Origin of the sequence: Amycolatopsis sp. NPDC005961 (assembly GCF_040629235.1) — a bacterium.
Taxonomy (GTDB): Bacteria; Actinomycetota; Actinomycetes; order Mycobacteriales; family Pseudonocardiaceae; genus Amycolatopsis; species Amycolatopsis camponoti.
This window is the reverse complement of record NZ_JBEXVF010000010.1, coordinates 74,679-100,974: the sequence shown is the minus strand read 5'-3', so window position 1 is coordinate 100,974 and position 26,296 is coordinate 74,679. Positions and strand designations below refer to the sequence as shown.

25 protein-coding genes are annotated in these 26,296 nt (G+C 72.3%); 10 read left to right on the top strand and 15 right to left on the bottom strand.

Annotated features, from left to right (window positions below):
• Nucleotides 1–26 precede the first annotated feature (26 nt).
• A complete protein-coding gene (locus tag ABZ342_RS11790; RefSeq protein ID WP_360471702.1) occupies nt 27–1,070 on the bottom strand; it encodes a glucosyl-3-phosphoglycerate synthase in 1,044 nt (347 codons plus the stop codon).
• 211 nt (nt 1,071–1,281) lie between these two features.
• Here ABZ342_RS11790 and ABZ342_RS11785 point away from each other — a divergent pair, with 211 nt between their 5' ends.
• Complete coding sequence (locus ABZ342_RS11785; RefSeq protein ID WP_360471699.1) at nt 1,282–2,139, top strand: hypothetical protein; 858 nt, start codon at nt 1,282–1,284, stop codon at nt 2,137–2,139.
• Here ABZ342_RS11785 and whiA read toward each other — a convergent pair.
• From whiA to uvrC, 4 genes are read right to left on the bottom strand one after another with little or no spacing between them, the layout of a single operon-like run.
• Nucleotides 2,102–3,097, bottom strand: a complete 996-nt coding sequence (gene whiA / locus ABZ342_RS11780) for a DNA-binding protein WhiA (RefSeq protein ID WP_360471696.1) — start codon at nt 3,095–3,097, stop codon at nt 2,102–2,104. The two genes, ABZ342_RS11785 and whiA, sit on opposite strands and share 38 nt — an antisense overlap.
• A complete protein-coding gene (gene yvcK / locus ABZ342_RS11775; protein WP_155544381.1) occupies nt 3,097–4,089 on the bottom strand; it encodes a uridine diphosphate-N-acetylglucosamine-binding protein YvcK in 993 nt (330 codons plus the stop codon). Before yvcK ends, whiA begins: the two co-directional genes overlap by 1 nt.
• A gap of 1 nt (nt 4,090) precedes the next feature.
• Complete coding sequence (gene rapZ, locus ABZ342_RS11770; protein WP_003101350.1) at nt 4,091–4,948, bottom strand: RNase adapter RapZ; 858 nt, start codon at nt 4,946–4,948, stop codon at nt 4,091–4,093.
• A 42-nt stretch (nt 4,949–4,990) separates the two neighbouring features.
• On the bottom strand, nt 4,991–6,958 hold the full coding sequence (uvrC, locus tag ABZ342_RS11765; RefSeq protein ID WP_360471693.1) for an excinuclease ABC subunit UvrC: 1,968 nt from the start codon (nt 6,956–6,958) through the stop codon (nt 4,991–4,993).
• A 164-nt stretch (nt 6,959–7,122) separates the two neighbouring features.
• Here uvrC and ABZ342_RS11760 point away from each other — a divergent pair, with 164 nt between their 5' ends.
• Nucleotides 7,123–7,845 carry a trypsin-like serine protease gene (locus tag ABZ342_RS11760; RefSeq protein WP_360471691.1) on the top strand — a complete coding sequence of 241 codons (723 nt, stop codon included), beginning with the start codon at nt 7,123–7,125 and terminating at the stop codon, nt 7,843–7,845.
• Nucleotides 7,846–7,915: 70 nt separating this feature from the next.
• A complete protein-coding gene (locus tag ABZ342_RS11755; RefSeq protein ID WP_360471688.1) occupies nt 7,916–8,692 on the top strand; it encodes an exodeoxyribonuclease III in 777 nt (258 codons plus the stop codon).
• Nucleotides 8,693–8,722: 30 nt separating this feature from the next.
• Here ABZ342_RS11755 and ABZ342_RS11750 read toward each other — a convergent pair whose 3' ends face one another.
• The 5 genes from ABZ342_RS11750 to rpe all read right to left on the bottom strand — a co-directional run bounded on the left by ABZ342_RS11750 (nt 8,723) and on the right by rpe (nt 12,377).
• Nucleotides 8,723–9,115: a PH domain-containing protein gene (locus ABZ342_RS11750; RefSeq protein ID WP_360471907.1), complete on the bottom strand. Its 393-nt coding sequence runs from the start codon at nt 9,113–9,115 to the stop codon at nt 8,723–8,725.
• Between the two features lie 53 nt (nt 9,116–9,168).
• Nucleotides 9,169–9,675 (bottom strand): 6,7-dimethyl-8-ribityllumazine synthase, encoded by a 507-nt coding sequence (gene ribH / locus ABZ342_RS11745; RefSeq protein ID WP_155542468.1) that lies wholly within the window; start codon nt 9,673–9,675, stop codon nt 9,169–9,171.
• Nucleotides 9,672–11,000 carry a bifunctional 3,4-dihydroxy-2-butanone-4-phosphate synthase/GTP cyclohydrolase II gene (locus ABZ342_RS11740; protein WP_155542467.1) on the bottom strand — a complete coding sequence of 443 codons (1,329 nt, stop codon included), beginning with the start codon at nt 10,998–11,000 and terminating at the stop codon, nt 9,672–9,674. Before ABZ342_RS11740 ends, ribH begins: the two co-directional genes overlap by 4 nt.
• Nucleotides 10,997–11,626, bottom strand: a complete 630-nt coding sequence (locus tag ABZ342_RS11735; RefSeq protein WP_360471684.1) for a riboflavin synthase — start codon at nt 11,624–11,626, stop codon at nt 10,997–10,999. Before ABZ342_RS11735 ends, ABZ342_RS11740 begins: the two co-directional genes overlap by 4 nt.
• A 79-nt stretch (nt 11,627–11,705) precedes the next feature.
• On the bottom strand, nt 11,706–12,377 hold the full coding sequence (gene rpe, locus ABZ342_RS11730) for a ribulose-phosphate 3-epimerase (protein ID WP_155544379.1): 672 nt from the start codon (nt 12,375–12,377) through the stop codon (nt 11,706–11,708).
• A 137-nt stretch (nt 12,378–12,514) separates the two neighbouring features.
• Here rpe and ABZ342_RS11725 point away from each other — a divergent pair, with 137 nt between their 5' ends.
• The 4 genes from ABZ342_RS11725 to ABZ342_RS11710 all read left to right on the top strand — a co-directional run bounded on the left by ABZ342_RS11725 (nt 12,515) and on the right by ABZ342_RS11710 (nt 17,130).
• The gene (locus ABZ342_RS11725) at nt 12,515–13,714 is read left to right on the top strand and encodes a histidine kinase (protein ID WP_360471682.1); all 1,200 of its coding nucleotides are present in this window, start codon (nt 12,515–12,517) and stop codon (nt 13,712–13,714) included.
• Nucleotides 13,711–14,370 carry a response regulator transcription factor gene (locus ABZ342_RS11720; RefSeq protein ID WP_360471679.1) on the top strand — a complete coding sequence of 220 codons (660 nt, stop codon included), beginning with the start codon at nt 13,711–13,713 and terminating at the stop codon, nt 14,368–14,370. The genes ABZ342_RS11725 and ABZ342_RS11720 overlap by 4 nt, the downstream gene beginning before the upstream one ends.
• A 156-nt stretch (nt 14,371–14,526) precedes the next feature.
• Nucleotides 14,527–15,921 (top strand): alkaline phosphatase, encoded by a 1,395-nt coding sequence (gene phoA, locus ABZ342_RS11715; protein WP_360471676.1) that lies wholly within the window; start codon nt 14,527–14,529, stop codon nt 15,919–15,921.
• 105 nt (nt 15,922–16,026) lie between these two features.
• A complete protein-coding gene (locus tag ABZ342_RS11710; protein WP_360471673.1) occupies nt 16,027–17,130 on the top strand; it encodes a serine hydrolase domain-containing protein in 1,104 nt (367 codons plus the stop codon).
• 136 nt (nt 17,131–17,266) lie between these two features.
• On the opposite strand, the gene ABZ342_RS11705 is transcribed toward ABZ342_RS11710, so the two are convergent.
• Genes ABZ342_RS11705 through fmt form a run of 3 tightly spaced genes read right to left on the bottom strand, consistent with a single transcriptional unit; the run spans nt 17,267 to nt 20,108 of the window.
• Nucleotides 17,267–17,764 carry a flavoprotein gene (locus ABZ342_RS11705; protein ID WP_360471670.1) on the bottom strand — a complete coding sequence of 166 codons (498 nt, stop codon included), beginning with the start codon at nt 17,762–17,764 and terminating at the stop codon, nt 17,267–17,269.
• Nucleotides 17,761–19,185, bottom strand: coding sequence for a transcription antitermination factor NusB (locus ABZ342_RS11700; RefSeq protein WP_155542460.1), 1,425 nt, complete (start codon nt 19,183–19,185; stop codon nt 17,761–17,763). The genes ABZ342_RS11705 and ABZ342_RS11700 overlap by 4 nt, the downstream gene beginning before the upstream one ends.
• A complete protein-coding gene (gene fmt / locus ABZ342_RS11695) occupies nt 19,182–20,108 on the bottom strand; it encodes a methionyl-tRNA formyltransferase (protein WP_155542459.1) in 927 nt (308 codons plus the stop codon). The genes ABZ342_RS11700 and fmt overlap by 4 nt, the downstream gene beginning before the upstream one ends.
• Nucleotides 20,109–20,261: 153 nt before the next feature.
• Between fmt and ABZ342_RS11690 the strand changes: the two genes are divergently transcribed.
• Nucleotides 20,262–21,218, top strand: coding sequence for a GNAT family N-acetyltransferase (locus ABZ342_RS11690; protein ID WP_360471667.1), 957 nt, complete (start codon nt 20,262–20,264; stop codon nt 21,216–21,218).
• 1 nt (nt 21,219) lies between these two features.
• On the opposite strand, the gene ggt is transcribed toward ABZ342_RS11690, so the two are convergent.
• The gene (gene ggt / locus ABZ342_RS11685) at nt 21,220–23,019 is read right to left on the bottom strand and encodes a gamma-glutamyltransferase (protein ID WP_360471664.1); all 1,800 of its coding nucleotides are present in this window, start codon (nt 23,017–23,019) and stop codon (nt 21,220–21,222) included.
• A 235-nt stretch (nt 23,020–23,254) separates the two neighbouring features.
• Here ggt and ABZ342_RS11680 point away from each other — a divergent pair, with 235 nt between their 5' ends.
• Both ABZ342_RS11680 and ABZ342_RS11675 read left to right on the top strand, forming a co-directional pair.
• Entirely contained in the window at nt 23,255–24,238 is a 984-nt protein-coding gene (locus tag ABZ342_RS11680; RefSeq protein WP_360471661.1) for a hypothetical protein, read from the top strand.
• A gap of 314 nt (nt 24,239–24,552) precedes the next feature.
• Nucleotides 24,553–25,359 (top strand): lysozyme, encoded by an 807-nt coding sequence (locus tag ABZ342_RS11675; protein ID WP_360471658.1) that lies wholly within the window; start codon nt 24,553–24,555, stop codon nt 25,357–25,359.
• Nucleotides 25,360–25,406: 47 nt separating this feature from the next.
• Here the strand turns inward: ABZ342_RS11675 and ABZ342_RS11670 are convergent, their stop codons facing one another.
• Nucleotides 25,407–26,294, bottom strand: a complete 888-nt coding sequence (locus ABZ342_RS11670) for a helix-turn-helix transcriptional regulator (RefSeq protein WP_360471656.1) — start codon at nt 26,292–26,294, stop codon at nt 25,407–25,409.
• Nucleotides 26,295–26,296 lie beyond the last annotated feature (2 nt).

The window sequence follows — 26,296 nt, the reverse complement described above, 5'->3', positions numbered from 1 at the left end:
CCGCGGCGGGCGACCACCAGACCTCGCTACGCGGTGTCCTGCAGGTCCAGCTCGTTCTCCGGGCGCAGTGTCACCGGCAGGCTCGCCAGTGGCGGGCGCTGCGGGGACGTCAGGTCCGTCAGCACCAGTTCCCGCTCGACGCCGTCCGCGGACGTGCCGCGCTGGAACTGGGCCAGGATCGTCGCCGGCGGGATGGCCGTCACCAGGCGGCCGTAGCGTTCCAGGCGGTCGAACAGGGTTTGCATGATCTGCCCCGACATCCGGCCCAGTGCCTGCGTGCTCTGGTGGCGGTGCACGCGGTGGCCCAGGTCGACCTGGGCGAGCGCGTCCAGGCCGCGCAGTTCCAGCAGGTCGATCAGGTGGCCGATCTCGACGCCGTAGTTCACGACGAACGGGATGCTCTCGAGCACCTCGCGCCGGCCCGCGTACTCGCCCGCCAGCGGCTGGACGAAGCCCGACAGCTCGGGCCAGAACATGTTGATCAGCGGCCGCGCGACGAGCTCGGTGACGCGGCCGCCACCCTCGGGCTCGCTGCCCGCCGCGCCGTTGAGCGGGCGGTGGTAGAAGCCCTTGACGTAGGCCACCGACGGGTCGGTGAGCAGCGGGCCGAGCAGCCCGGTGACGTAGTCGGTGGTGAAGTCGTAGAGATCGCCGTCGACGAAGACCACGAGGTCGCCGGTCGTCGCCGCGACGCCCTTCCACAGGGCCTCGCCCTTGCCCTGCAGACCGTCCAGGGCCGGGAACACGGCGTCCTGCGCGACGACCCGCGCGCCGGCCGCGGCGGCCACCTCGGCGGTGGCGTCGGTCGAGTGGCTGTCGACGACCAGGATCTCGTCGACGAGCCGGTGGTGTTCGCAGAGTTCTTCGCGGATGGCGGTGACGATCGCGCCGACCGTCGTTTCCTCGTTGCGCGCGGGGATGACCACCGAGACGGTCGTGCCGCGTTTGGCCTCGACCAGCTGGTCCGCGGTCCAGTCGTCGGCCCTGCTGCTGCGCCGGGCGAGCCAGGTGCCGACCTCCGGCGACACCTGCAGCTGCGCGCGGTCATTGCTGTTCCGGCTCGTGCGCATGCGTTCCCCTTCCCTCGTTCGGCGTACTCCCTCCCGACCGAGGTTCGACGCGCCGCGTTTCGGCGACCACTCCCCCGCGCTACCGGGGTGTTACGAGTTGGGCCGGACGGCACCGATCCCGTTAACCGCACCGACCGAAAACCGGCTGACCAGCAGGGCCGGCTCCCTTAGGCTCACCACCGCCGAACCCGGCGAGACCGAGGGAGAAACCGTGATCGAGCCGGTCCGGCCGTTCCGCTGGGACCTCGTACGCCCGGACCACCTCGGGTCCCTTCTGGACGGCGTGCCCGAGCCCGGCCTGTGGTTCCTCGACGACCTCGCCGACTGCGCCGCGAAGGTGCTCGCGCGGTCCGGGGATGGTGAGCTGTACTTCGTCGGCCGGTCCGGCGACTCCGTGTTCGACCTGCTCGGCGGCGCGCTGCCCGACCCGGGCCGGCTGCACCTGCTGCCGCTCTCCACCGGGCTCGTGGGCGGCCTGTGGGGCGGCCTCGCCGCGACCGAGGTCGCGCAGCTGCGGGCGAACCTCGCCGCGCACGGTCTCGCGCCGGACCTGCTCGCCCGCGGCGCGAAGCCGATCGTCCTCGTCGACGTGGTGTCGTCCGGGCGGACGTTCGAACAGCTGCTGGACATCCTGCGCGACTGGGCCGCCGACGAGCGGGCGGACTGGCCCGCGATCCGCCGCCGGCTCCGGATCACCGGCCTGACCCGGCGGACGCACACCAGCCCGAACACCCGGCGGTGGCAGCAGCACACCGCCTGGGCACACGAGGTGACGATCCGGAACGTGTCCGTCGAGCCCACCTTGTTCGGCTACCTCGCGGACCACCAGCAGAAGCTCACCCGGTCGTTCGGGCGCTTCTCGTGGGCGGCCGGAGACGTGCGCTCCCCCGGCCACGACCACCGCACCCGGCGAGCCCTCGCCGAAGCGGTCGCGATCGTCGAGGCCGGCCGCTCACCGGCGGTGCGAGCACAGCTGGCTCATGCGCTGAGCCGCGAACCCGCGATCGCCGAACCCTGGCTGCGGGACCTCGTCAGGCGTCTTCCTCTTCCTCGAGCATCTCCGGGGTGACCGCGGACTCCGTGTCCGGGATGTTCAGGTCCTTGGCGCGCTTGTCCGCCATCGCCAGCAGGCGGCGGATGCGGCCGGCCACCGCGTCCTTCGTCATCTGCGGGTCCGACAGCTGGCCCAGCTCCTCCAGGGACGCCTGCCGGTTCGACAGGCGCAGCTTGCCCGCCGCCAGGAGGTGGTCCGGGGCCGTGTCGCCGAGGATCTCCAGTGCTCGCTCCACCCGGGCCGCCGCCGCCACCGCGGCGCGGGCCGAGCGGCGCAGGTTCGCGTCGTCGAAGTTGGCCAGGCGGTTCGCCGTCGCGCGGACCTCGCGGCGCATGCGCCGCTCCTCCCACTGCAGGACGCTCGTGTGCGCGCCCAGGCGGGTCAGCAGCGCGCCGATCGCGTCGCCGTCGCGGACCACCACGCGGTCGGCGCCGCGGACCTCGCGCGACTTCGCCTGGATGCCCATCCGCCGCGCCGCGCCGACGAGCGCCAGCGCCGCCTCCGGGCCCGGGCAGGTCACTTCGAGCGACGACGAGCGGCCCGGTTCCGTCAGGGAGCCGTGCGCGAGGAACGCGCCTCGCCACGCTGCCTCGGCGTCGGCCACTCCCCCGGACACCACGGCCGCGGGCAGCCCGCGCACCGGACGGCCGCGCTGGTCGATCAGCCCGGTCTGGCGGGCCAGGCCCTCACCGTCCTTGACCACGCGCACGACGTACCGGGTGCCCTTGCGCAGCCCGCCGCTGGCCGTGATGACGTGGACGTCCGAATGGTGGCCGTACAGCTCGTGGATCTCCTTGCGCAGCCGTCGCGCGACCGAGCCCGTGTCCAGCTCCGCTTCCACGACCACGCGGCCGGCCACGATGTGCAGGCCGCCGGCGAAGCGAAGCAGCGACGCGACCTCCGCCCGGCGCGGCCCGATCTTCGTGATCTCCAGCCGGCTCAGCTCGTCCTTCACCGCGGCGGTCATCGCCATTACTGCCCCTCCCTGCCTTTCGCTCCTCCCCCGTGCTCCCCGCCCCTGCCGAGACCGAGAGCCTCCCGCATGCATCGCGCGAGCGCATCAGGATCATGCCGTCCCGCCACTTCCGGGTCGCCCACCGCCCCCAGGTGGGCGCGCCCGCCGAGCCGTTCCGCCGCGCGCCGGAGATTTGCCGGGTCGGGGACGGAATCGCGGTCCGCGATCACGGCGTCGACCCGCAGATCGGGCGCGTGCTCGAAGAGTACGTCCAGGTGCCGCTCCGGCGAGAACCCCGCGGTTTCCCCCGGCTGGGGGACAAGGTTGAGCACCAGCACCTTCGTCGCGGCGGTTTTCACGAGCGCGTCGTGCAGGCCGGGAACCAGCAGGTGCGGGAGGACGCTCGTGAACCAGGAGCCCGGGCCGAGGAAGACGACGTCGGCGTTCAGCACCGCCTCCACCGCTTCCTCGCACGCCTGCGGCGGCCGCCCCGAGTGCCCGGGCGAGTGCAGGCTGACGCGCTGGACCTGCCCCGGCGTCGACGCCACCGCGACCTGCCCGCGGATGGTGCGCAGCGCCGCCGGGTCCTCGCTGTCGAGGCCGCTGACCTGGCCGACGATCTCCAGGGGCTCCGGCGACATCGGCAGTACTCGGCCCGAGACGCCCATCAGGCGGCAGGCCTCGTCGAGCGCGGCGACCGGGTCGCCGAGCACCTCGAACAGCCCGGCCAGCAGCAGGTTCCCCACCGCGTGCCCGGCCAGCGCGCCGTCGCCGCCGAAGCGGTGCTGGAACACCTCGGCCCACAGCGTGCCGCCGTCTTCCGCGGCGAACGCGGCGAAGGCCTGCCGGAGGTCGCCCGGCGGCAGCAGCCCGAGCTCGCGCCGCAGCCGGCCGGACGATCCGCCGTCGTCGGCCACGGTGACGATCGCGGTGACGTCGGGGGTCACCCGCCGCACCGCGGACAACGTGGCGTGCAGCCCGTGGCCGCCCCCGAGGGCGACCGCCCGCACGTTATTCACGACCAAGGTCGCGGTGCACCACCTTCACGGCCATACCGTCCTCTTTGGACAGACGCTGGGCGAGCTCCACGGACAGCGCCACGCTGCGGTGCTTGCCGCCGGTGCAGCCGACGGCGAGCGTCAGGTACCGCTTGCCCTCGCGCTTGTAGCCGGCGCCGATCAGCCGCAGCAGCTGGTGGTAGCGGTCGAGGAACTCCTCGGCGCCCTCCTGCGAGAGGACGTAGTTGCGGACCTCACCGTCGAGGCCCGTGTGTTCGCGCAGCTCCGGGATCCAGAACGGGTTCGGCAGGAACCGGACGTCCATCACCAGGTCGGCGTCCATCGGCAGGCCGTACTTGTAGCCGAACGACAGCACGGTGACCCGGGTCTGGGTGCTCGCCTCCGACCCGAACGCGTCCTCGATCTTGGCGCGCAGGTCGTGCACCGACAGCGACGAGGTGTCGAGCACCAGGTCGGCCTCTTCGCGCAGCGGCTCCAGCAGCGTCCGCTCCGCGGTGATGCCGTCGGCGAGCCGGCCGTCACCCTGCATCGGGTGGCCGCGCCGGACGGCCTCGAAGCGCCGGACCAGCACCGCGTCGGTCGCCTCCAGGAACAGCACGCGCGGCTTGTAGCCCCGGGCGTCCAGGTCCTTGATGACCGAGGCCAGGTCGTCGGTGAACGCGCGCGAGCGCACGTCCATGACGACGGCCACCTTCGTGATCGCGCCGCGCGCCTGCGCGCCCAGCTCGACCATGGTGGCGATCAGCTCCGGGGGCAGGTTGTCGACGACGAACCAGCCCAGGTCCTCAAGGCACTTGGCCGCGGTGCTGCGGCCCGCCCCGGACAGACCGGACACGACCGCGACCTCCATGCCGGACCCGCGGATCTCCTCTTGCGCACTCACTGTGTTTCCCTACTCCCCTGCTTGCGTGCCGTTGCTCGCGCCGGACTCCCCGGCCAGCGCGGCGACCACGGCCTCCGCGGTGCGCCTGCCGAAGCCGGGCACCGCCTCGATCTCTTCGATCCTGGCCTGCTTGAGCCTCTTCACCGAGCCGAAGTGCTTGATCAGGGCGGTACGGCGAGCCTGCCCCAGCCCGGGCACACTGTCCAATTCGGACGCCTGCAGCCGCTTGGAGCGCTTCTCGCGGTGGTAGGTGATGGCGAACCGGTGGGCCTCGTCGCGCAGCCGCTGGAGCAGGTACAGCCCCTCCGACGTCCGCGGCAGGATCACCGGGTCGGGGTCGGCGGGCAGCCACACCTCTTCGAGCCGCTTCGCCAGCCCGATCACGGAGATGTCGGTGATGCCGAGCTCGGCCAGCACGTCCGCGGCGGCGGTGGCCTGCGGGCCCGCGCCGTCGACGACCAGGAGGTTCGGCGGATAGGCGAACTTCTTCGGCCGGCCGGTCTCCGGGTCGAGGCCCGGCTTGGACGAGTCTTCGGCCGCACCTTCGGCGGTTTCCTTCAGGTAGCGGGAGAACCGCCGGCGCACGACCTCGGCGATCGAGGCGACGTCGCCCTCTTCGGCCGCCTCGCGCAGGGCGAAGCGCCGGTACTCGGACTTGCGCGCGAGCCCGTCCTCGAAGACGACGAGCGACGCCACGACGTCGCTGCCCTGGATGTGGCTGATGTCGATGCACTCGATGCGCAGCGGCGCGGTGTCCAGCGCCAGGAACTCCTGCAGCTCGGTGAGCGCCGCCGAGCGCGCCGTGAGGTCGCCGGCGCGGCGCAGCTTGTGCTGGGTGAACGCCTCCCCCGCGTTGCGCTGCACGGTCTCGGCGAGGGCCTTCTTGTCCCCGCGCTGCGGCACGCGCAGCTGGACCCGCGAGCCCCGCAGCCCGGTGAGCCACTCCGTGACCGCGTCGGCGTCCGCGGGCAGCTCCGGGACCAGCACCTCGCGCGGGACCACCGGCCCCGCGTCGACGTCGTCACGGGCGTCCAGGTCGGCCTCGTCGCCGTAGAACTGGGTGAGGAAGTGGTCGACCAGTGCCGGGACGTCCATCTCCTCGGCCTTGTCGATGACCCAGCCGCGCTGGCCGCGGACCCGGCCGCCGCGCACGTGGAAGACCTGGACCGCGGCTTCGAGGTCGTCGTGGGCGAACGCGACGACGTCGGCGTCCGTACCGTCGCCGAGGACCACGGCCTGCTTCTCCATGGCCCGCCGGAGCGCGCCGAGGTCGTCGCGCAGGCGGGCGGCGCGCTCGAACTCGAGCTCTTCGGAGGCGGCGGCCATCTCGTTCTCGAGGCGCTTGATCATGACGTCGGTCTTGCCGGCGAGGAAGTCGCAGAAGTCCTCGACGATGGCGCGGTGCTCGTCGGCCGAGACGCGGCCGACGCACGGCGCCGAGCACTTGTCGATGTAGCCGAGCAGGCACGGCCGGCCGATCTGGCCGTGCCGCCGGAAGACGCCGGCCGAGCAGGTGCGGGCCGGGAAGACGCGCAGCAGCAGGTCGAGGGTCTCGCGGATGGCCCACGCGTGCGCGTACGGCCCGAAGTACCGGACGCCCTTCTTGCGGGCGCCGCGGTAGACGTGCAGGCGGGGGAACTCCTCGGTCAGCGTCACCGCGAGCATCGGGTAGCTCTTGTCGTCGCGGTAGCGGACGTTGAACCGCGGGTCGAACTCCTTGATCCAGTTGTACTCGAGCTGGAGCGCTTCGACCTCGGTGGTGACGACGGTCCACTCGACGCTCGCGGCCGTCGTGACCATCTGCCGGGTGCGCGGGTGCAGGCCGGAGAGGTCGGCGAAGTAGGAGTTCAGCCTGCTGCGCAGGCTTTTCGCCTTGCCGACGTAGATGACCCGCTTGGTCGCGTCGCGGAACTTGTACACGCCAGGGGCCTCCGGGATGCTTCCCGGAGCGGGTCGGTAGGTGGTCGGGTCAGCCACCTCCCAAGACTATGGGTCGGCACCGACAGTTCTCGCACGCCCCCGAGTGCCCCGCCGGAAGTAGGGTGTTAGTCCGGTTCCGACTTCGGTAGGTGTCGCCCGGGATGAGGCGGTGGTTACTTTCCGACCGGCCCGATCGGGCCCCGTCCGAAAGGATCACCTCCGTGAGCTCTCTTCGTATCCTCGGCGCCGCGTGCACGGCCGCCGTCGCGCTGACCCTCGCGGGTGGCGCCGTCGCTTCGGCCGGCGTCCAGCCGAACATCGTCGGCGGCACCACCGCCCCGGCCGTCTCCTGGGGTGCCCAGGTCTACGTCAACACCCCCGGCCGCGACTTCCAGGGCTTCAACTGCTCGGGCACGGTCGTCGCCGCGCGCTGGGTGATGACGGCGGTGCACTGCCTCGACCAGGACGGCTCGGGCATGCACGTCAAGGTCGGCAGCAACACGCTGTTCTCCGGCACGCAGATCGCGGTCGACGGGAAGTACGAGTCCCCGAACGGCGACATCGCCCTGCTGCACCTCGCCTCGGCGACCAGCGCGGCGCCGATCACGCTGGGCGGCGCCGACCCGTCGACGGGCAGCACCAACCAGCTCTACGGCTGGGGCCGCACGACCCCGACCGGCCCGCCGGCGTCGGCGCTGAAGACGGCGAACGTCCAGGTGACCGGCCGGTCGTCGGACGCGTACGGCGGCCGCGCGATCCAGAGCGTCGGGATCAACGGCTCGGCGTGGAAGGGCGACTCGGGCGGGCCCCAGGTGTCGGGTGGCGTCCAGGTCGGCGTCGCGTCGACGGTCCAGAACCAGAGCGGGACGAACACGCGCGGCACGAACAACTACGCGAGCGTGGCGTCGAGCCGGTCCTGGATCCGGACGACCGCGGGCGTCTGACGTTCCTTCGGGGCGGCGCGGTTCTCGCGCCGCCCCGAAGTTGTCGGTGGGGTGTGGGATGCTCGCGGGCATGCGGATCGCCACCTGGAACGTGAACTCCATCGTCCCCCGCCTGCCGCGCGTGCTGGAGTTCCTGGAGCAGACGGCGCCGGACGTGCTGTGCCTGCAGGAGCTGAAGAACTCGACGGAGAAGTTCCCGGCCGCCGAGGTCGAGGCGCTGGGCTACGAGGTGGCGGCGTACGGGCTCGGGCGCTGGAACGGCGTCGGGATCGTGTCGCGGGTGGGGCTGTCCGACGTGGTGCGCGGGCTGCCGGGCGAGCCCTCTTTCGAGGGTGCGGCCGAGGCGCGTGCCGTGGGCGCCACCTGCGGTGGGGTGCGGGTGTGGTCGGTGTACGTGCCCAACGGGCGCGAGCCGGACAACCCGCACTACGCGTACAAGCTGGAGTGGCTCGAGGCGCTGCGGTCGCTGGTCGCTTCGGAGGTTTCCGGCGGTCCGTTCGCGGTGCTGGGCGACTTCAACGTGGCGCCGACGGACGCGGACGTCTGGGACATCGCGGTGTTCGCGGAGTCGACGCACGTGACGAAGCCGGAGCGCGACGCTTTGGCCCGGCTGCGGGATCTCGGGCTGTCGGACGTGTTCCCGCGGCCGTTGAAGTACGACCACCCGTTCACGTACTGGGACTACCGGGCGGGGAACTTCCCGAACAACAAGGGGATGCGGATCGACCTGGTGTACGGCAACGATGGCTTCACGTCGGCGGTGACGGATTCCTATGTGGACCGGAACATGCGGAAGGGCAAGGGCCCGTCGGACCACGCGCCGATCGTGGTGGACCTGGACCTCTAGCCGGGCCCAGTGCTCACGAGGTGGCCGTGCTCACGAGGTGGCCGCGCGGTGGAGCTTTCGCAGTGCTCGCACCGCTTCCACCGCCCGGGCCCGGTCCACCGCCTGCACCGCCATCACCGCGTGGTACTCGTCCTCCGGCAGCTCCAGCCGCGCCCACGAGGCGCCGTCCGGGAAACTCACCGAAAGCACTTCGCTCCAAGCGAAGCGCCGGGTCATCAGCACGTTGCGGACTTCGATCCCGGTCTCGTCCGCGCGCACCCTGGCGATCGCGAACAGCATCACGCCGCACGCCAGCAGGATGCCGATGCCGATCATCGCCGCCTGGTCGGAGCGCTGGAAGCGGACGCCCGTGTTGCCGTTGCGCAGCAGCACCGCCACCACCACGAACACCGCCAGCAGCGCCACCGCCAGCACGCTGCACATGATCAGCGCGCGCCGCGGGCGGATCACCAGGGTCTCGGTCGAAGTAGCCACGCTCACACGAAACCCCGCTCGGTCCACGGCTGGCGCAGGGCCCGCAGCACGTGCGCGCTGTCGAGCGCCGCGACGGTCGCCTCGTACCCCTTGTCCTCCTTCGCCCCGGGACGCCCGGAGCGGTCGAGGGCCTGCTCCTCGGTGTCGCAGGTGAGGACGCCGTTGCCGACCGGGGTGCTCTCGTCGAGCGCCACCCGGGTCAGGCCCGCCGTGACCGCGTCGCACACGTACTCGAAGTGGGGGGTGCCGCCGCGGATGACCACGCCGAGCGCGACGACCGCGTCGTGGTTGCGGGCCAGCGCCTGCGCGACCACCGGCAGCTCGATCGCACCGGCGACGCGGACGACCGTCGGCTCCTCCTCCAGCTCCGCTTCCTTCGCCGCGAACAGGGCCCGCTCCAGCAGGACGTCGGTGATGGCGGCGTTCCACTTGGTGGAGACGATGCCGAGCTTCAGCGACTTGCAGTCGGAGAGGTCCAGCTTGAGGTCGGGCCGGCCGTCGCCGCTCACAGGATGCCCCCTTCGGGGTGCTCGGAAGCCGCGCCGACCTGGTCGTAGTGCTCCAGCTGGGCCAGGTCGTGGCCCATCCGGTCGCGCTTGGTCCGCAGGTAGCGCAGGTTCTCCGGGTTCGGCGAGATCGGCAGCGGGACCCGCCCGGTGACGCGCAGGCCGTAGCCCTCCAGGCCGATCCGCTTGGCCGGGTTGTTCGACAGCAGCCGCATGGTGCGGACACCCAGGTCGCAGAGGATCTGCGCGCCGGTGCCGTAGTCGCGGGCGTCGGCCGGGACGCCGAGGGCGAGGTTCGCGTCCACCGTGTCCGCGCCGTCGTCCTGCAGCTGGTAGGCCTGCAGCTTGTGCAGCAGCCCGATGCCGCGGCCTTCGTGTCCTCGGATGTAGAGCACGACGCCGCGGCCTTCGGCGGCCACCGCTTCCAGGGCCGCTTCCAGCTGGGGGCCGCAGTCGCAGCGCAGCGAGCCGAAGACGTCGCCGGTCAGGCACTCGGAGTGGACGCGCACGAGGATGTCCTGGCCGTCGCCGATCTCGCCGTAGACGAACGCGACGTGCTCGATGCCGTCCAGGAGCGAGTCGTAGCCGACCGCGCGGAACGTGCCCGCGGCCAGCGGGATGCGCGCCTCGGCGACCCGCTCGACCTGCTTCTCGGTGCGACGGCGGTAGGCGATCAGGTCGGCGATGGTGATGATCGCCAGGTCGTGGTCGGCCGCGAACACCTCCAGCTCGTCGCGCCGCGCCATGTCGCCTTCGTCCTTCTGCGACACGATCTCGCAGAGCACGCCCGCGGGCGCGAGCCCGGCCATCCGGGCTAGGTCGACCGACGCCTCGGTGTGCCCGGGGCGCCGCAGCACGCCGCCGCCCTTGGCCCGCAGCGGCACGACGTGCCCGGGACGGCGGAAGTCCTTCGCCGTCGACGCCGGGTCGGCCAGCAGCCGGATCGTGTGCGCGCGGTCGGCGGCGGAGATACCGGTGCTGATGCCCTCGGCGGCGTCGACCGTGACGCTGTACGCGGTGCCCCGCGCGTCCTGGTTCGTGTGGTACATCGGCGGCAGGTCCAGCCGGTCGGCCTCGGCCTCGGTCAGCGCCACGCAGACGTAGCCCGAGGTGTAGCGGACCATGAACGCCAGCAGCTCCGGCGTCGCCTTCTCGGCCGCGAAGATGAGGTCGCCCTCGTTCTCGCGGTCTTCGTCGTCGACCACGACGACCGCACGGCCCGCCGCGATGTCCGCGATCGCCCGCTCGATGGCGTCGGCGTCGAACACCGCCCCGGTGCCGCACGGGGTCCAGCCCGCCTCGGGCTCTGCCGCACTCGTCTCACTCATGACCGCTCCTCCGTGCCGCCGTCCCGATTGTGCACCTGGTCGCGGATGTGTGCCTCGGCCAGCTTCTCCACGTACTTCGCGACCACGTCGACTTCGAGGTTCACCGGGTCGCCGGCCTCCCGGCCGCCGAGCGTGGTCACCTCGAGCGTGGTCGGGATCAGCGCCACCTGGAACCGGTCGTCGGTCACCGCCGCGACGGTCAGGGAGATCCCGTCGACCGCGATCGACCCCTTCTCGACCACGTACCGGGCCAGGTGCGCCGGCAGCGCGAACGTCGTGACACCGTTCTCGTCGCGGCCGAGGAACACGCCGGTCCCGTCGACGTGGCCCTGCATGATGTGCCCGCCGAGCCGGCCGCCGGCCGGGGTGGCGCGCTCCAGGTTGACCCGGTCGCCGGTCGCGACCTTGGCCAGGCTCGAGCGCTGCAGCGTCTCGTTCACGACGTCGACGGTGAACTCGCCGCCGCCCACCTCGACGACCGTGAGGCACACCCCGCTGACCGCGATCGAGTCGCCGTGCCCGGCGTCGCTGGTGACCAGCGGGCCGCGTACGCGCAGCCGTGCCGCGTTGGTCAGCTGTTCGACCGCGGTGACCTCGCCGATCTCCTCGACTATGCCGGTGAACACGTCCGCTGCCTCCTTGTGAGCCGGTTCTTCCATCCAACACCCGACGCGGCCCGGAGGCTTCCCCGGTGCCGTCGCGGGGTCAGCCGGCCCGGCCGCGGGCGGCCTGCTCGCGCAGCGCGGCGACCGCCTTGCCCGGGTCGCCGGCGCCGTAGACGGCGGAGCCGGCGACGAAGCAGTCGACACCCGCCTCAGCGGCCTGTTCGATGGTCTCGGCGTTGATCCCGCCGTCGATCTCGACGATCAGCTTCAGGTGCCCGGTGTCGACCAGCCGCCGCGCGGTGCGGACCTTCTCCAGCACGTCGGCGATGAACGACTGGCCGCCGAAGCCCGGCTCGACCGACATGACCAGCAGCGTGTCGTAGTGCTTGAGCGCGTCGAGCCACGGCTCGAGCGCGGTGCCCGGCTTGAGCGACAGGCCGGCCTTCGCCCCGGCGGCGCGCAGGTTCTTGGCCAGCGCGATCGGGTCCTTCGCGGCCTCGGCGTGCACGGTGACGTTGTAGGCGCCCGCCTCGGCGTACCCGATGGCCCAGCGGTCCGGGTCGTCGATCATCAGGTGGCAGTCGATCGGCACGTCGGTGCTCGCGAGCAGGGACTTCACCACCGGCAGGCCGAGGGTCAGGTTGGGCACGAAGTGCGCGTCCATGACGTCGACGTGGACCCAGTCGGCGCGGGTCTCCCCGCCGTCGGCCACGGCGGCGATCTCCTCGCCGAGCCGGGCGAAGTCCGCGGACAGGATGCTGGGGGCGATCAGGGGTCGGTCTGCCACGTCCCGAGTGTAGGAGGCCCGCGCTAACGGTCGCTAACCGGTTGTGACGGATCTGGCGTACGACCAGGATCTGGCTCCGGAGAGGGAGGTCCGGGGTGGCCCGGCCGTCCTACGCTCGCCGCATGCCCGGATTCCTCCATTCCCTGACCCGGATCGGCAGCTACCGCAGCCTGCTCCACGCCGCCGCGGGTGCTGCCGTCGCGGTCCCGGTCACGCCCTTCGCGTTCGCCGCGGCGGTGTCCGTCGAAGTCGACTCCCGGGTCCGCGCGCTCATCGCGTTGCTCGCCCTGGCCGTGCTGATGGGGCTGCTGGGCCTGCTGGGACCGGTGCGCCGCCTCGGCATCGGCCTGGCGAACTCCCTGCTCGGCACCCGCGTCCCCGCGCCCGAGGGCCGGCCGGGCGTGGCGTCGCGGCTGCGCTCGGGGCTGTGGCTCGCGCTGCACACGGCCGCGAGCGGCGTCCTGTTCACGCTGCTGGCCTTCCTGGGGCTCGGGCTGCTCGTCCCCGCGGTGTGGCTGACCGGCGGCCAGGACACGATCAGCCTCGTCTGGGACGGCGTCCCGCTCGGGGCGTGGACGATCCCGTTCGGGCTGGTGGTGGCCTTCGCGGCCCTGGCGCTGACCGCGGCCGCCACCCTCGGCCTGCGGACGGCCGCGACCGCGCTGCTGGGCCCGTCGGACGCCGAACGGGCGGCGCTCGCCGAACGCCGCGCCGCCGTGCTCGCCCAGCGCAACCGGCTCGCCCGCGAGCTGCACGACTCGATCGGGCACACGCTGACGACGTCGACCATCCAGGCGGCGGCCGCGGCGGACCTGGTCGAGGCCGACCCCGCCCAGGTGCGGCGCGCACTGGGCACGATCGAAGAAGCGTCTCGAAGCGCCCTCGAGGACCTCGACCACGTCCTGGGCCTGCTGCGCGAGGAACCCGCGACCAAGGAGCCGGCGCGCACGCTGACCGAGGTGGATGTCCTCGCCGTCCGGGCCCGCGACGCCGGGCTCGACGTCCGGCTGACCGTCACCGGGCCGGTCGCGGCGCTGCCCGCCGCGGTGTCGCGCGAGGGCTACCGGATCGTCCAGGAGGGCCTGACCAACGCGCTGCGCCACGCCGGCCCGGGCGGGGTCGACGTCCGCGTCGAGGCCGGGCCCGAGCGCCTGGCGATCGCCGTCGTCAACGCCCTGCCGGGCGTGGGCCCGCGGCCCGGACGACGCGGGCTGGCCGGGCTCGCCGAGCGCGTCGAAGCCCTGCGCGGCGAGCTCGACGCGGGGCCCGACGGGGAGCGGTGGCGGCTGCGCGCGACCATCCCCTTGAGGGCGGGCGCGTGACGCCGACCGTGCTCCTGGCCGACGACGAGCCGCTGGTCCGCACCGGACTGCGGGCCCTGCTGGAGCAGCAGGGCATCACCGTCGTGGGCGAGGCGGCGGACGGTGCGGAGGTGCTGCCCGCGGTCCGCCGCACCCGGCCGGACGTCGTGCTGATGGACGTCCGGATGCCCGGCACCGACGGCATCGAGGCCACCCGGCAGCTGCTGGCCGGACTGGCCGAGCCGCCGAAGGTGCTTGTCGTCACGACGTTCGACAACGACGACTACGTCCACGAGGCGCTGCTCGCCGGGGCGAGCGGGTTCCTGCTGAAGCGGGCGCGCAAGGAGGAGATCGCGCACGCCGTCCGGACCGTCGCCGCCGGCGAGTCGCTGCTGTTCCCCGAAGCGATCCGGCGGCTGGTGGGCGCCCGGCTGCCGAGCGGGCGGTACGCGCGGGCCGCGAAAGCGCTCACCCGGCGCGAAGCCGAGGTGCTCCGGCTGGTCGCCACCGGACTGTCCAACCAGGACATCGCGGCCGCACTCGTGATCAGCCTCGAGACGGTGAAAACCCACGTGGGCAACATCTTCGGCAAGCTCGGCGCCGCCAACCGCAGCCAGGCCGTGGTCATAGCGTACGAATCGGGCATCGTCGCGCCGGGCCACCTCGCCGGTCAATAACCGACGTGCTCCCGGTCACCTCCGTGAAGCCATGAGTTCGACCAGCGGCCACCCGGCCGTCATCCCGCGGCCCTCCCCGGCACACATGCAAAGGGACTAATAACGCGTGTCCGGAATCCGGGCTCTTACCTCCCGAAGTCCCCGAAGAGGAGAAACATGGCTTCGCTGCTCACCGGCCGCCGCCGGTGGCTGGTCGCGGGCGCGCTCGGCGCCGCGCTGGTCGCCGCCGCCCCGGTCGCCATCGCCGCCAACGGCTCCGACAGCGACAACGCTCGTTCGTCGGCCGGCACCGGTGACCGCACCACCGACGTCCGCTCCGCGATCCAGGGCGGCACGGCGCGCAACGTCATCCTGTTCCTGGGTGACGGCATGGGTCAGTCCGAGATCACGTCCGCGCGCAACTACGAGCGCGGCGCCGCCGGCCGGCTCGCGATGGACGAGCTGCCGCTGACCGGCGACTACACCACCTACGCCGTGGAGCAGAACAACCCCGGCAAGCCGAACTACGTGACCGACTCGGCCGCGTCCGGCACCGGCTGGGCCACCGGCGTCAAGACCTACAACGGCGCCATCTCGGTCGACGCGTACGGCAACCCCGTGCCGACGATCCTCGAGCTGGCCAAGCGCGGCGGGCTGCGCACCGGCGACGTCACCACCGCCGAGGTCCAGGACGCCACCCCGGCCGTGCTCGGCTCGCACGTCGTCAGCCGCGACTGCAAGGGACCGGTCGAGACGACCGCCAAGTGCGCGGTCAACGCCAAGGAGAACGGCGGCGCCGGCTCGATCGCCGAGCAGCTCGTCCAGACCCGCCCCGACGTCCTGCTGGGCGGCGGCGCGAAGTACTTCAACCAGAAAGTGACGGCCGGGAAGTTCGCCGGCAAGACCGTGCTGGACCAGGCGAAGGCGGCCGGCTACAACGTCGTCAACACCGCGGCGGACCTGGCGGCGGCGAAGAAGGGCAAGCCGGTCCTCGGCCTGTTCGCCGACGGGAACATGCCGGTGAACTGGACCGGCCCGGCGGCGGTCCACGGCGGCACGGCGCCGTCGCGCTGCACCCCCAACCCGGCGCTGCCGAAGACCCAGCCGAAGCTGGCCGACCAGACCCGCAAGGCGCTCGAGCTGCTCGACGACCGCCACGCGGACAAGGGCTTCTTCCTGCAGGTCGAGGGCGCGAGCATCGACAAGCAGGACCACGCCGCCGACCCGTGCGGCCAGATCGGCGAGACGATCGACTTCGACGCGGCGATCGCGGCGGGCACGGCGTTCGCCCGCAGCCACCCCGACACCCTGGTGCTGGTGACCGCCGACCACGGCCACAGCTCCCAGATCGTCGAGCCGACCGTCACCCCGGGCCTCACCGCGACGCTGATCACCAACGAGGGTGCGAACATGACCCTCGCGTACGGCACCGCCGAGACCGGCGGCTCGCAGTCGCACACGGGCACCCAGGTCCGCATCGCGGCCATGGGCCCGCAGGCGGCCAACATCGTCGGCCTGACCAACCAGACCGACCTGTTCGGCACCCTGAAGCGCGCTCTTCGCCTGCGCTGACGTTGGGTGGGGCAGGCCCCCGGACGGTTCCGGCGGCCTGCCCCATACCCCCTGGTTTCGCGGCTCCCTAGGTTGGGGAGCACCACGACACCAGGGGGTTCTTTCATGCGGAAGTCATTGCGCGGCAAGCGGATCGTCGCCGTCGGGACGCTCGTCGCACTCCTCGCGGCGACCACGGCGGCGCCGGCGCTCGCCACCACCAGCCCGCTCCAGGGCGCGCTCGACACGGTGACCGCCCAGGACGGCGTCCCGGGCGCCGAAGCCGTCGTCCAGGACGGCGCCCGCACGCGGGTGACGCGCAGCGGCACAGGAGATGTCGCCACCGGGAAACCGTTCCCGCGCAACGGGTCCTTCCGCGCGGGCAGCGTCACGAAGTCGTTCGTCGCGACGGTCGTGCTGCAGCTCGTGGGCGAGGGCCGGGTGAAGCTGGACGCGCCGGTCGAGCGGTACCTGCCGGGCCTGCTCCCGGACCGGCGGATCACCGTGCGGCAGCTGCTGCAGCACACGAGCGGGCTGTACAACTACACCGACGACCTCGCGTTGAGCGATCCGGAGTCACTGCGCCACCGCGGCGCGGAGCCGGCCGAGCTGGTGGCGATGGCGCTGAAGCACCCCGCGCTGTTCCCGCCCGGTACGAGCTGGTCGTACTCGAACACCAACTACATCGTCGCCGGGATGCTCGTCTCACAGGTCACCGGCCGTTCCTTGGGCGACGAGATCGCGCGGCGGATCACCCGGCCGTTGGGCCTGCGCGACACGTACCTCCCCCGCCGCGGCGATGAGAAGCTACCCGACCCCCACGCCGTCGGCTATGTGCCGCTTGGCGGGAAGCTGGTGGACTTCAGCGACTACGACGCAACGATCGCGGGGGCGGCGGGCGGGCTGGTTTCGACGCCGGCGGACCTCGACCGGTTCTACGGCGCCCTGCTCGCCGAACGGCTGCTGCGCCCGGCCGAGCTGGCCGAGATGAAGCGCACGGTCCCGGCCGACCTGGGCGTCCCGGGCGCGCGCTACGGCCTGGGGCTGGGCAGCATCCCGCTGTCGTGCGGGGAGTTCTGGGGCCACGAAGGCGGGATTCTCGGCTTCACGAATTTGGCGGGGGTCGGGCCGGGTGGCCGTCGCGTGACGGTGGTGCTGAACGAGAATCCCTCGCCGGCGGAGACGAGCGGGCACCTGCTGGCCGCCACCGACGCGGCGGCGTGCTCGTAGATCCGGAGGCCGCGTTCGCCCCCGGCCGGCGTTCGCCGTTCGCGAGCCGCGCCATCGCCTGCGCGCGCGGCTCGTGGCCCGGAACTGTCGGTGCTGCCCGGTAAAGTCGAAAACGGGGGGCGCCCCGGCGCCCGGCTCAGGGAAGCAGGTCCAGGGCCTCGGTCCACGGCCGGCCGATGTCCAGCCGGTGCAGCGTCACCCCGGCCTCCGCGAGGGTGTCGAGGTGGCGCTGCCACGCCGGGTGGTGCACCCGGGTGTCCTGGATCTGGTACGCCACCACGATCCTGATCCCCGGTGCGCCGAGGACGTCGCCGAGCACCGTCAGCGCCTGGTTGTCCGCGATGCCCAGCGCCAGCTTCGCGACCGAATTGGCCGACGCCGGCGCGAAGAGGAACACCGCCGGGTCCGGGTGCGGCCGCGGTTCCCCCGGCAGCCGCGAGACGCTGCGCACCGGCAGGTCGGTCGACAAAGCAACCTCGGCGAGCGCGCCCGTCGACTCCAGCCAGCGGTGCGCCGTCGGCGTCAGGGTGATCGCCGGGCGCCAGCCGCGCTCGGCGGCGGGCCGGACCAGCTCGGCGGCGAACCGGACGTCCAGTCCGCCGCACGAGCCGGCGACCAGCCCGAGATCTCTCACGGCTTGCGCAGCACGGCGCAGAACATCGCGTCCGTGCCGTGGCGGTGCGGCCACAGCTGCACGTACGGCCCGTCGCCGAGCTCCGGCACCCCGGGGAAGAACTCGCGCGAGTCCAGCACCTGGGCCTTGAGCCGCCGCGCCGTCTCGCCCAGCACGCCCTCGGTTTCGGCGAGGTGCGGCGAGCAGACGACGTAGGTGAGCGCCCCGCCCGGCCGCAGCAGCGCGTAGGCCGCGGTGATCAGCTCGCCCTGCAGCTTCGTCAGGTCCGCGACGTCCGACGGCTGCCGCCGCCAGCGCGCCTCCGGCCGCCGCCGCAGGGCACCGAGCCCGCTGCACGGCGCGTCGACCAGGATCCGGTCGTAGCCCGGCTCCAGACCGCTTTCGCGCCCGTCGGCGACGTGCACCTTCACCGGCAGGCCGGTCGTGGCCTTCTCGACGAGCTTCGCGCGGTGCGGCGCCTTCTCGACGGCGTCCACGGTCGCCCCGCTCAACGCGGCCAGCGCGCCGAGCAGCGCCGCCTTGCCGCCGGGACCGGCGCAGAGGTCGAGCCAGCGCTCGTCGGTGCCTTCGACCGGCACCTTCGTCGCGGCGATCGCGCACAGCTGGCTGCCCTCGTCCTGCACCGCGGCCAGCCGCTCGCGGATCGGCTCGGCGTCGGCCGGGTCACCGGCACCGGCGGGCAGCCGGACGCCGTAGGGCGAGTACGGCGCGGGGTCGCCGCCGGTGATCGCGGCCAGCTCGTCGGCGCTGATCTCGCCGGGCCGGGCGACCAGGTGCACCTCGGGCCGCGCGTCGTCGGCTTCGAGCGCGGCCTTGAGGCCCTCGCCCTTGTCCCCCAGCGCTTCGGCGAACGAGCGGGCGATCCAGCGCGGGTGCGCGGTGCGCAGCGCGAAGGCCCCGATCGGGTCGGTGGCCTCGTCCGGCGCGACCTCGTCCAGCCAGGCCGCTTCGTCCTTTTCGGACACCTTGCGCATGATGGCGTTCGCGAAACCCGTTGCCCACGAACCGGCTTCGGCTCGCACGAGGTCCACAGTGGACGTCACGGCGGCGTGCTCCGGGATACGCGTGCGCAGCAGCTGGTAGACGCCGAGGCGCAGCGCGTCCAGCACCACCGGGTCGGTCTTGGCCAGCGGCCGCTCGGCGCAGGCCTCGATGACGGCGTCGAGCAGGCCCTGGGCCCGCGACGTGCCGTACGCCAGCTCGGTCGCCAGCGCCGCGTCCCGGCCGCTGATCCGCCGCTCGCGCAGCAGGTCCGGCAGGACGAGGTTGGCGTAGGCGTCCTTCTCCCGGACCGCGCGCAGGACGTCGAACGCGGCCTGCCGGGGCCCGTCGACCTCCGGCGGCCGGCGCGGGCCTTCCTTGCGCGGTGCCGGACGGCCTCGCTGCGGCCGTGACGGACGTCGTTCCCTGTGGTCGTTCACCGGAGGCGCTCTCCCTGGTCGATCCTCGTACCTCGCGCCCAGTCGGTGGCCGCCATCCGTTTCTTGCCGGGCGCCTGGACCTCGCCGAGCCGCAACGGTTTCGTCGCCGTCCCGACCAGCACCCGCTTGCGCTCGACCACGATCTCCCCCGGCGGCGGACCGGGCTCGTCGACCACCGTCACCGGGCCGAGCTTGAAGCGCTCGCCGCGGAACTCCGCCCATGCACCCGGGTCGGGCGTGACCGACCGGATCTGCCGGTCGACCGCCGAGGCCGGGTCGGCGAAGGACACGCGCGCGTCCTCGACGGTCACCTTCGGCGCGTAGCTCAGCCCTTCGGCGGGCTGCTCGCGCGCGACCAGGCTGCCGTCGGCCAGACCGTCCATGGTGGACAGCAGCAGCTTGGCGCCGGACTCCGCCAGCCGGCCGAGCAGGCCGCCCGCGGTGTCGGTTTCGCCGATCGCCTCGGTCACGACGCCGAACACCGGGCCCGCGTCCAGCTCCTTGACGATCCGGAAGGTCGACGCGCCGGTGATCTCGTCGCCGGCGCGGATCGCGGCCTGGACCGGCGCCGCGCCCCGCCACGCGGGCAGCAGCGAGAAGTGCAGGTTCACCCAGCCGAGACGCGGGATGTCGAGGGCGGCCTGCGGCAGCAACGCACCGTAGGCGACGACCGGGCAGGCGTCCGGCGCGAGCTCGGTGAGCCGGGCGAGGAAGGCCGGGTCGCCGGCGCGCGCGGGCGTCAGCACCTCGATGCCGTGTTCGTCGGCGAGGGCGCCGACCGGGGAGCGGACGACCCGGCGGCCGCGGCCGGCCTGGGCGTCGGGCCGGGTGACGACGGCGACGATCTCGTGGCGGCCGGAGTCGAGCAGGGCGCGCAGCGCGGGGACCGCGGGCTCGGGGGTGCCGGCGAAGACGAGCTTCATCGGCCCACCTCCGGCGGGAGCAGGGAGGATTCACGTGACTGGAACATCGCGCCCGAGTCTAGAAGGCCCGCATGATCACGGCGCGCCCGCGCCCGCCTGAAGCGCCGGTAAACAACGCGACAGCTCCCGCGGCCGGGGATTAGCGTCACCCGCATGCCCGGACGATCTTCTTCCCCGACGTGGCGCCCGCTGACCCGCGAGGACGCCCAGGCCTCGGCCGACCTGCTCAACGCCATGGAAGCGGTCGACGGCATCGGCGAGCACTACACCGCGGAGGACACCCTCACCGAGCTGGTCGACCCCGGTGCGGACCTGGAGCGCGGCAGCCTCGCGGCCTTCGACGGCGACGCGATGATCGGCTACATGAAGATCCGCTTCAAGCCGGCCGCCGACGAGGTCCACCGGGTCTTCCTGGACGGCGGCGTCCACCCGGCCCACCGCCGCCGGGGCCTCGGCACCCGGCTGGTCGAAGCCGGGGTCGCGGCCGCGAAGGTCCTGCACGAGCTGCACCACCCGGGCCTGCGGCTCGCGGTGGACGTCCACCGCCCCGAGCACATCGCGGGCCTCGCCGAGCTGATGCGGTCCCGGGGCTTCACGCCGGTCCGGTACTTCCGGCGGATGGAGCACCCGCTCGGAGACGTCCCGCCGGTGGACGCGCGGATCGAACCGTGGTCGGCGGCGACCGACGAAGACTTTCGGCGGGTCCGGAACGAGGCGTTCGCCGACACCTGGGGCGCGGCGCCGATGCCCGCTGACCTCTGGCGGAACAAGATCGTCAACCAGACCTTCCGGCCCGAGGCCAGCTTCCTGGTCCGGGACGCGGCCGGGGTCCCGGTGGCGCTGCTCGTGACGATGTCCTGGGACGCCGACACCGAGGCCACCGGGATCCGCGACGCGCACTTCATGATCGTCGGGACGCTGCGCGAGCACCGGAAGCAGGGCATCGCCGGCGCGCTGCTCGCTCACGCGTTGCGCGCCGCCGCTGAGCAGGGTTACGACCGGGCGAGCCTGGTGGTGGACTCGGCGAGCCCGTCCGGCGCCTCCGGGGTGTTCGAACGGGCGGGGTTCGTCCCGAAGGCGCCGTACATCCGCTGGGCTCTCGAAGCCTGAGCTACCAGCGCGTGGGCCACACCACCTGGGCCGCGCCCTGACCGCGGCGGACCGGTTCCGCCGCCGCCAGCCAGCGGCCGTCACGCAGGCGCTCCACCCCGGTCGCCGCGCCGATCTCCGCCGGCGCCGTCGAGAAGCCCTGGCCGCGGGCCTTCAGGTCCGCCGTCTCCGGCTGGTCCAGGAACGCCTGCTCGACCTGGGCGGCCGCCGAGTTCCGCTGCGACGCCCGCGGCGCCGCGATGGCGTCCTCCAGCGACAGCCCGCGGTCGAGGCGGCCGAGGATCACCTGCAGGACCGTCGTGATGATCGACGCGCCACCCGGCGAGCCGGTCGCGAAGAACGGGCGGCCGTGGTCGAGCACGATCGTCGGCGCCATCGACGAGCGCGGCCGCTTGCCCGGGCCGGGCAGGTTCGGGTCGGGCACGCCCGGCGTCACCGGCGTGAACGAGAAGTCGGTCAGCTCGTTGTTGAGCAGGAACCCGCGGCCCGGCACGACGATCCCGCTGCCGCCCTCCTGCTCGATCGTCAGCGTGTAGGCGACGACGTTGCCCCACTTGTCGGCGACGGTCAGGTGCGTGGTGTTCTCGCCCTCGTAAGGCGTCGGCGCGGCCGTCGTGCCCGCGGCGCAGGGCGTGGGGTGCTTGGGGTCGGCCGGGGCGACCGGGCTGGTCGCGGCCTTGTCCTTCGAGATGAGGCACGCCCGCGAGTCGGCGAAGCGCTGGCTCAGCAGTTCCTTGGCCGGGACGTCGTTGACGGCGGGGTCGCCGATCCAGCGGTTGCGGTCGGCGAAGGCGAACCGCGTCGACTCCAGGAAGTACTGCAGGTAATCGGCCTTGCTCGCGTGCTTCAGGTCGAAGTTCTCGAGGATGTTGAGCGCCTCGCCGACGGTGAGCCCGCCCGAGGACGGCGCCGGCATGCCGTAGACGTCGAGGCCCTCGTACCGCGCGTGGGTCGGGTCGCGCTCGATGGCGCGGTAGGCGGCGAGGTCGGACGTGCTGAGCTTGCCGGGACGCACGTTCAGCGTCGAAGCGGGATCCTTCGGCGGCTGCTGCACGGTCTTGGCGATGTCCGCGCCGATCGGGCCGCGGTACAGCGCGTCGACGCCCTGGCGCTCTAGCTGCGCGTACGTCGCGGCGAGGTCGGGGTTCCGGAAGACGGTCCCGGGCGACGGCGGCGCGCCGCCGGGCAGGTACAGCGACCGCGTCGACGGGAACGCGGCGAACCGCGCGGCGTTGTTCGCGATCTGCGTCTGGAACGTCGAGTCGACGACGAATCCCTTGCGCGCCAAGTCTTCCGCGGGCTTCAGGGACTTCGCCAGCGAGCGCGTCCCCCACTTGCGGAGGGCCTCGGACCACGTCGCGGGCGTGCCGGGGACACCGACGCCGAGCCCGCTGGTGACGGCGTCGGCGAACGGCAGCGGCTGGCCGTTCTCGACGAAGAGGTTCGCGTCGGCGGTCTTCGGCGCGGTCTCCCGGCCGTCGAGGGTGTGGACGCGGTGGGTCTTCGCGTCGTAGTAGACGAAGAACCCGCCCCCGCCGACGCCGGCGGAGAACGGGTCGGTGACGCCGAGCGCGGCGGCGACCGCGACGGCCGCGTCGACGGCGTTGCCACCGTCGCGCAGGACCTGGGTACCGATCGCGGTGGCGTCGGCATCGATGCTGGCCACGGCGCCCCCGAAACCGACGGCGACCGGAGACTTCGGCGTGGGGGTGGCGGCGTCGGCGGGCGCGGCCGCGACGGTCGTGGCGAGCACGGCGGTGGCGGCGATGACGAGGGCCCGGCGGCCTCTGAGCGACGACATGCGGGCGAGTCTGCCCCCTGCGCGAAACGGCTTCAAGCCGCCAATCCGACTTACGCCTCGTGCGGACGCCGAGCCACCTGCGCGAGCACTACGCAGAGCTACCGAGGCACTTCACTTGGTCAGCGGTAGAGGTGACCACTTGATCGCCCCATAGTGGAATTTCTGCCGGTAAGGGGGATGAATGGGGCATTACCCGAACTGCGAACGCGCTCAGAGCCGAAGGTGCCGGTGCACCATGTGCTGGGGTACACAGCACGGCTGGAAGGACGCCGTCAAACTCGCCAAAGATCCCGATCCCGCGGTTCGCCGCGATTTCCGGATAAAGGTGGACGACGCATGGCGAGCCGCCTTCGTGGGGAAACGGAACGCGAACCAGCGCCCCTCGCAGCGGATCAGCTACCCGAAGAAGATCGCGGGTATCGACTCGGCGATCGCCGACCTCGTGGAGTGGCTGGCACAAGATCTCGCGGCCGCGGGCACCGTTCCCGCCGGGACATCACCAGCGATCGACGGAGAACCCCCTCGGCATTCCGAGGAAACCCGGCAACACCGAACGTCACCTGACGATCCGGCCGACGACGCGGCACCTTCCGGCGGATCATCCATCGACGGGACATCGGACACGCGAACGGCGCCGGACACCACTCACCCGCAGGCCGTTCTGTCGAACGAGGGACCGGTCGTCACCCGAGTGGAAGAGCTGGGCGACGTGCTGGCCGAGCACGTCCTCAAGGACATCGAACGAGCGGTGGCCGGCCCGGTATCGAAGGAAGTCAAGGTCGCGCTCGCGGATCATTTCTGGTGCGACTTGTTCGCGCAACTGGCCCACGTGCTCGACGAAGGTGTCAAACTGTTCGACAAGGTGCCGGACAAGGTCACCGACCTCATCATAAAGTCACGTCGAGCGTCCGAACGCCTTCCACTCGAAGACTTGATCATCAAGACCGCCGTCAAGAGCGTCTGGAAATTCGTACAAGGACTTTCCTTGTTCGGCTGGGTCATTCAGGTTCGCAAGTTTCTGCCGGTGGTTCGCGTTCTCGCCGTGTTCATCTGCAAGGCTCCCGAGCGACACAAGGCAGTCGTGGAGTACTGCCTTGACCCATTGCGGGAGCAATTGACTTCGGAAACGAAGGAGCGATTGGCGAAAGTCCTGCGGGAGTGGCTCCCCGAGATCACCGCCGAAGTCGCCCGACGGAAGAAGGACCTGCCGCCCGGGTGACGTACGGCGGCAGCGTGTCTTACCCACCGATCAGCCCGGACCGGACTGGATGAGTTCCACCGGGTCCGGCTGGATGCGGATCGGTCCTGGCCGCCCACCGGTGCGGCCGCCCACCAGCGACGCCAGGCGTTTCACGACGCCGAAGGGCGCGGATCGGGCAGGCGCACCCGGCTCGTCAGAATTTTACGAGTTTCCCCAGACTTCGAAATTGGATCACATGGCGGAGTGACGGCGCCCACATCACTGTCACAGAATCGTCCCGCGCGGCCCTGCACAGCCGCGCACAGCGAGGGCAACCGAAAGGACAACTGAAGATGACCGCACCACGCAGATGGCGCCGCCTGCTCGGCGCCGCTGTCGCCGTCTCGACCTCCCTGCTGGTCGTGACCGCCCCCGGCGCCTCGGCCGCGCCGGGTCAGGACGGGTCGGACAACCACGAGATGGGGGCCTCGATCCGCGCCCACGACGGGGTGGCCCCGGCGGGCCTCGCGCCGGCGTCGGTGGACGCGAGCGTCCCCGGCATCGACGTCAGCTCCTACCAGGGCAACGTCAACTGGGCGTCGTACTGGAGCGCGGGCAAGAAGTTCGCCTACGTCAAGGCGACCGAGGGCACCGGCTACCAGAACGCGTACTTCAGCCAGCAGTACACGGGCTCGTACAACGTGGGCATGATCCGCGGCGCGTACCACTACGGCCGCCCGGACACCTCGGGCGGCGCGGCCCAGGCCGACTACTTCGTCGCCCACGGCGGCGGCTGGTCGAAGGACGGCAAGACCCTCCCGGGCACGCTCGACATCGAGTGGGGCCCGAACAACGCCTGCTACGGCAAGACGCCGGCCCAGATGGTGGCGTGGATCAAGGCGTTCAGCGACGAGTACCACGCGAAGACGACCCGCTGGCCGGTGATCTACACGGCGACGAGCTGGTGGAGCCAGTGCACCGGCAACACGGGCGACTTCAGCTCGACGAACCCGCTGTGGGTGGCGCGCTACGCGTCGTCGGCGGGGACGCTGCCGTACAACTGGGGCTTCTACACCTTCTGGCAGTACAGCTCTTCGCCGATCGATCAGGACCAGTTCAGCGCGGACATCTCACGCTTGAAGGTGCTGGCGACGGGCTGAGCCGAGCGGGAGCACGCCACGCGCCGGGCGTGCTCCCGTTCTTCGGTTCAGCGAGTCTTCCCGAGGTGATCCCGCACCGGGGAGCGGGACGCGTGCCACGACGCCAGGAGCCGCAGCCGGTCCTCGTCGGTGCTGCCCGGCTCGGCCGTGAACACCAGCATCACCGGTCCGGGGTTGCCGGGCAGCGGATAGGTGTCCCAGTCCAGGCGGATGTCGCCCACCTCGGGCACCGAGAAGGTCTTGGTTCCGCTCACTGACTCGCGGACGTCGTGGCGGGCCCACAACCGGCGGAACTCGGCGCTGCGGATGCTCAGTTCGCCGACGATCGCGGTGGCGCGGGGGTGGGTGGGGTCCGCGGCGACGGCGGCCCGCAGCATGCCGATGTAGTCGAGGGCCTGTTCCTCCCAGTCCGGGCAGCTCCGCCGGCCGGTCAGCGCGTCGTCGAACAGCAGCAGGAGCATGTTGAGCCGGTCCGGCGGGTAGGCGTCCGGTTCGCCGAGCAACGCCTCGGCCATCGGGTTCCAGTCGAGCAGGTCCAGGTGCCTGCCCAGAACGACCGCGGGGGTGTCGATCACCCGCAGCAGCCGGCGGGTGCGGTCCCGCACCCGCTCCGGCTCGCGATCCACCGGGGCCGGCGCCGGACGACGGGCGGCGTGCCCCAGGGTGAACAGGTGCCGGCGTTCCTCGTCGCCGAGGCCGAGCACGCCGGCGAGCGCCGCCAGGACGTCGTCGGACGGGCGAACCTCGCGGCCTTGCTCGATCCGCTGGTAGTAGTCGGTGCTGAGCCCGGCCAGCAGCGCCATCTCCTCGCGCCGGAGCCCGGTGACCTTCCGCCGGCTGCCCGGTTCCAGGCCGACGTCGCGCGGACTCAGCCGGGTGCGGCGGGCGCGCAGGAATTCCCCGAGTTCGCGAGCGTAGGGATGCGGACTGCTCATGC

Excerpts from the sequence above, each read along its gene's own strand:
- ABZ342_RS11790 (WP_360471702.1), bottom strand. The coding sequence starts at position 1,070 with ATGCGCACGAGCCGGAACAGCAATGACCGCGCGCAGCTGCAGGTGTCG.
- whiA (WP_360471696.1), bottom strand. The coding sequence starts at position 3,097 with ATGGCGATGACCGCCGCGGTGAAGGACGAGCTGAGCCGGCTGGAGATC.
- rapZ (WP_003101350.1), bottom strand. The coding sequence starts at position 4,948 with ATGGAGGTCGCGGTCGTGTCCGGTCTGTCCGGGGCGGGCCGCAGCACC.
- ABZ342_RS11755 (WP_360471688.1), top strand. The coding sequence starts at position 7,916 with ATGCGGATCGCCACCTGGAACGTGAACTCCATCGTCCCCCGCCTGCCG.
- ABZ342_RS11750 (WP_360471907.1), bottom strand. The coding sequence starts at position 9,115 with ATGTGCAGCGTGCTGGCGGTGGCGCTGCTGGCGGTGTTCGTGGTGGTG.
- ABZ342_RS11740 (WP_155542467.1), bottom strand. The coding sequence starts at position 11,000 with ATGAGTGAGACGAGTGCGGCAGAGCCCGAGGCGGGCTGGACCCCGTGC.
- ABZ342_RS11725 (WP_360471682.1), top strand. The coding sequence starts at position 12,515 with ATGCCCGGATTCCTCCATTCCCTGACCCGGATCGGCAGCTACCGCAGC.
- phoA (WP_360471676.1), top strand. The coding sequence starts at position 14,527 with ATGGCTTCGCTGCTCACCGGCCGCCGCCGGTGGCTGGTCGCGGGCGCG.
- ABZ342_RS11710 (WP_360471673.1), top strand. The coding sequence starts at position 16,027 with ATGCGGAAGTCATTGCGCGGCAAGCGGATCGTCGCCGTCGGGACGCTC.
- fmt (WP_155542459.1), bottom strand. The coding sequence starts at position 20,108 with ATGAAGCTCGTCTTCGCCGGCACCCCCGAGCCCGCGGTCCCCGCGCTG.
- ABZ342_RS11690 (WP_360471667.1), top strand. The coding sequence starts at position 20,262 with ATGCCCGGACGATCTTCTTCCCCGACGTGGCGCCCGCTGACCCGCGAG.
- ggt (WP_360471664.1), bottom strand. The coding sequence starts at position 23,019 with ATGTCGTCGCTCAGAGGCCGCCGGGCCCTCGTCATCGCCGCCACCGCC.
- ABZ342_RS11680 (WP_360471661.1), top strand. The coding sequence starts at position 23,255 with ATGTGCTGGGGTACACAGCACGGCTGGAAGGACGCCGTCAAACTCGCC.
- ABZ342_RS11675 (WP_360471658.1), top strand. The coding sequence starts at position 24,553 with ATGACCGCACCACGCAGATGGCGCCGCCTGCTCGGCGCCGCTGTCGCC.
- ABZ342_RS11670 (WP_360471656.1), bottom strand. The coding sequence starts at position 26,294 with ATGAGCAGTCCGCATCCCTACGCTCGCGAACTCGGGGAATTCCTGCGC.